Below are 3,930 nucleotides of genomic sequence, written 5' to 3'. Positions count from 1 at the left end.
TTTATCAGTGCGTTCGTATGGTTCGGCTTGAAGCTGTTCGGTGGCTTGCGCCTGCAAAATCTGGTTCAATATCGATTCCAATAACGCTGACACACCGGAATCCTTGTTATTGCCTAAAAATAGACGGTGCAAAAGTTCTTGATCTACGGTAATCTGGTATTGGGCCATTCAAATTCCTCCTCTTAGAATTTTGGTTTGTCCAACTACTATTCTAACTGAGGAATTTGTTAATGGCCCCTCTTTTTTTGGAAACCAATTTTACACCATTATACGGACTTAACTTGTCACTTTGCCTGATGGTGGAAAAATAGAATTCAAATATGACGCCTTAAACCGGATCATTGAACGGATTAACGCTAATGACACTAAAACAGTATATACTTACACCCCAAGAGGCGAGCTGGAGAGTATCGTTAACTATCAAGACCGCGGACACGGGAAAGTCTTAAGCGCCTATGGATACCTTTATAACGCCAAAGGACAGCGGATCTATCAGATTAAAGAGGATGGCGATTTAACCGCTTACCGCTATGATCCGGCTGGGCGCCTTATCGAAGTCTACTACCCATTTACCGATAAAAAGAAGATTGCTGACCTAAAGGAACGGCAATTCTACGGACTTGTGCCCCAGTGGGAAGGGCCGACTGATTTCAAAATACCAAAACTTAACCTCTCCTGGGAGGAAGAGCGGAATCTTGCTGAACAATTGGCCGAGCTTAGTAATCTTCTGTTTGAAGACGGAAAAGGGAAAAAAGATGATTGTTACCTCAATCCGGGGCCAAATGGCTTGCCCTTTATAAACCATCTTATGCTGGACTATGAGGACCAAAACAAACTGAGCAACCTTTATCGCCAACTCCAGCCGTGGGGTATAGGCCTCAACCTTTGGGGTAAAGGATATTGGAAAGAGCAATTTACCTATGATCCTAACGGTAACGTAATCAGTAAAAAGAACGGCTGGGGCGAGATCAACTATAACTACGACGTCAATAATCAACTATTGCAAGCCGGGAATCGAACCTACCAATATGACTTGAACGGTAACTTAATCCGGGAGGAACTGGGCGCCTTCTATGTAGAGTATGAATACAGTCCGGAGAACCGATTAGTCACCGCCCGGAACAACTCTCCTTTTATCTATCTGGACAGGAGCTTTGTCGGCGAGATCAATTATGCCTACGATGCCCTAGGGCGAAGGGTTAGCAAAGAAATTAATCCGGAGAAGGGTAATAAGGGGAATATTGAGTATTATCTCTATGCAGGTCTAGGAACTGATGTTATTGTCCAGTATGAGCTGGAGGTACATAATAACAAAGGGAAGGGGAAAGGAAAAGGGCACGATCCGGCAGGGGAATTAACCCAAATCCAAGAATATTACTACGGAAACGGATTTTTGTTGGCAGCCAAGACGATTGACAAACCGGTCAAGCATGGTTGGGGTTGGGGCCATGATCCCTTGAAGGATGTTACTTTCTACCACCAGGATGTATTGGGTTCGGTGGTTATGCTCACCGGCCATAACGGGCAAGTGGTGGAAAAGTACAAGTACGATGCCTACGGAGTGGCATACGACGGCAAGTTTGACCATGGTCTGGCCGGGATGGGCCGTAACTCATACGGATTCACCGGAAAGCGGTACGAACCGGAGCTTAGTATCTACTCTTTTGCCTTCCGGGATTACAACCCTCATAGTATGCGGTGGCTGACGGTTGATCCAATTAAGCATGGATTGAATTGGTACCAGTATTGTGGCTCGGATCCGGTGAATTGGGTGGATCTGTGGGGATTAGTGTATCTTCCTGAAGATGTGGATTATGGTCAACAAGTTATTACTGAAACTAGTATTAGATCTAATATCGCAAAGCATGCTGCCAGCTTGGCGGGCTCTAAATATGTTTGGGGTGGGGAGGATAAAGGTGGTGTAGATTGCTCGGGCACAGTATATTATTCATATACACAAGCTGGAATAAGTATACCTAGAACCACAGCTCAAGGATATCATAATCTTATGGAGAAAATAGAACGAGAAGATCTAAAACCTGCTGATATTATTACTTATTCTGACAGTGAACAAGACGGAAAAGTAGTACATGTTCAAGTTTTTATAGGGACGGCAATTGATAGAAAAGGGAAAATTGTCGAAGATGCTGTTATTAATGCAGGAAGTCCGAAAACAGGAGTTTATATTGTTAGTTTAGAAGAATATCTATCTTGGGATTGCAATAAACACCTGACTCCTAATTATGGGACTTTGTTAAATGACCAGATAGTGAGTTCTAATAAAGAAGACGATAAGATTGAACAAAAACAAGTAGAAATCCTCTCCAAGGACGGAGGTTTCCCTTATAAAGAAGAAGATAGAATTAAACAAAAATAAGAAGGAGTGTAAATTGTGAGAAGAAAAATTATATTGGTAATAATATTCATGGTTTTGATTAATAGTTACGTGAGTGCTCAGGATTGCTTTTATATACAGGTGGGTAATGAGTTTGATCAAATAGGATTTGTAGAAAATAATGGTGATATGCCTTCCCGTGGGCCTGTAGCTTTAGCCGTCCATAACAGAAAAATTTATATTTTAGATGAGATTAACTATAGAATTAACGTATACTCATATCAAGGAGAATTTTTAGAAACTGTTTCTCTACCCAAGAGCTTCGAATATTTTGATTTACATATTGATAACCAAGGTAATATAATGGTTTTAACTGATAAAGGAATATATAAGCTGTTTATCAGTGAATGGAGGCATATATACGATCTTCCACAGAATACGACTGTTCCCTATTATTTTTCTGTAGATATTAACAATCATGTTGCTATTAGTGTTTTATCCCAGACAGGGAGGATTATAATTGGGTTAATAAAAGAAGATGGGTCTTTTATCCAACTTCCCGGGTATAGAATATTATCAAATCGTTCAGGGGACACGGCTATTCAAACGCCTGATGATATTATTCAAATATATAATAATGGTAAAACTAGCACTACTGTAACTATTAACGGATATATGATTCCATTTGGAGTTTCGGATAAAAGTATTTATTGTCTTGAAAGTACAAATAATGGTTTAAAAATAGCAAAGGTTTATTTAGATGGTAAAATGCAGAGTAGAGAAATTAGTTTTGAATCGGATTTAATTTATGATGATACGAGTTACATAAAGTTTTTTAAAGTCGATGAAGCTAATAAGGTAGTTTATTTACAAGGAGGTCAAAAAGGGTTTCAGATAACTATAATCGAGTTTAATTAATCGATGTGACTATTAAAAGGGATTAAATTTTTAACAGAAAATCAGTAACATTTTAGAGAGTAATTAGGGATTACTGAAAAACTCTAGCTGGAACAGAAAAGAGGGCCCTTTGACAACTGAAAAAAAGCCATCTAAACTGGGTAAAAAAGAAGCTAGAGTTTTCGTTCTGGATTCATCCACCAAGAATTGTAGATGGATTACCGTTTCGCTGGTCTCTTGAAGTTTGGCCATAATACGACCCAACCCATAACAGCGTTTTCCTTCGCCAAATCTAACTACGATATCGTTGCGGATTCGGATATCCATTCACTCCCGTCCTTTTTTAGCTTTTAGCTGCTAGATCTTCACAACCCTGGTCCACTTAACTGAATGACTATTTATTGCAATATTCAAGATTGGTTTGGGTTGGCTTTTCACGGGCTTTGTTTAACAACGATAACTCAGTGGGATAACGTTGCTAGCCGGTGCGCAAGTAGCATTGATAATGAGACATCCTTCTTTTTTGTTTTCTTTAAAATTTTCCTCTGCCTCCTCTGCGTTATCTCCAACGTGATTGTCTTTGTGTGATTTGGATGGTTGAGCCACGACACCCATCACAACAACTCTTACGGCTTTACAGATCAACTGTTGTCATTGGCAGTTGTAAAATACCCATAATGGGGTGCGGACATTTTTTT

At 39.8% G+C, this 3,930-nt stretch carries 3 protein-coding genes and 1 pseudogene; 2 read left to right on the top strand and 2 right to left on the bottom strand.

Annotation, left to right across the window (positions count from 1 at the left end; all coding sequences use genetic code 11):
* Positions 1–168: transposase (locus G5B42_RS11200; RefSeq protein ID WP_181340557.1), on the bottom strand; the 168-nt coding region annotated here is incomplete at its 3' end.
* A 121-nt stretch (positions 169–289) separates the two neighbouring features.
* Between G5B42_RS11200 and G5B42_RS11195 the strand changes: the two genes are divergently transcribed.
* Positions 290–2,377, top strand: a complete 2,088-nt coding sequence (locus G5B42_RS11195; RefSeq protein WP_181340556.1) for an RHS repeat-associated core domain-containing protein — start codon at positions 290–292, stop codon at positions 2,375–2,377.
* 15 nt (positions 2,378–2,392) lie between these two features.
* Positions 2,393–3,253: an NHL repeat-containing protein gene (locus tag G5B42_RS11190; RefSeq protein WP_181340555.1), complete on the top strand. Its 861-nt coding sequence runs from the start codon at positions 2,393–2,395 to the stop codon at positions 3,251–3,253.
* A 152-nt stretch (positions 3,254–3,405) separates the two neighbouring features.
* Here G5B42_RS11190 and G5B42_RS12020 read toward each other — a convergent pair.
* Positions 3,406–3,544, bottom strand: a pseudogene (locus tag G5B42_RS12020) (transposase); the annotation flags it as partial.
* Positions 3,545–3,930: the final 386 nt, after the last annotated feature.

It is taken from the genome of Capillibacterium thermochitinicola (assembly GCF_013664685.1).
GTDB classification, from domain to species: Bacteria; Bacillota; UBA4882; order UBA10575; family UBA10575; genus Capillibacterium; species Capillibacterium thermochitinicola.
The sequence above is the reverse complement of the archived record's forward strand: the minus strand, read 5'-3'. Positions and strand labels throughout refer to the sequence as shown.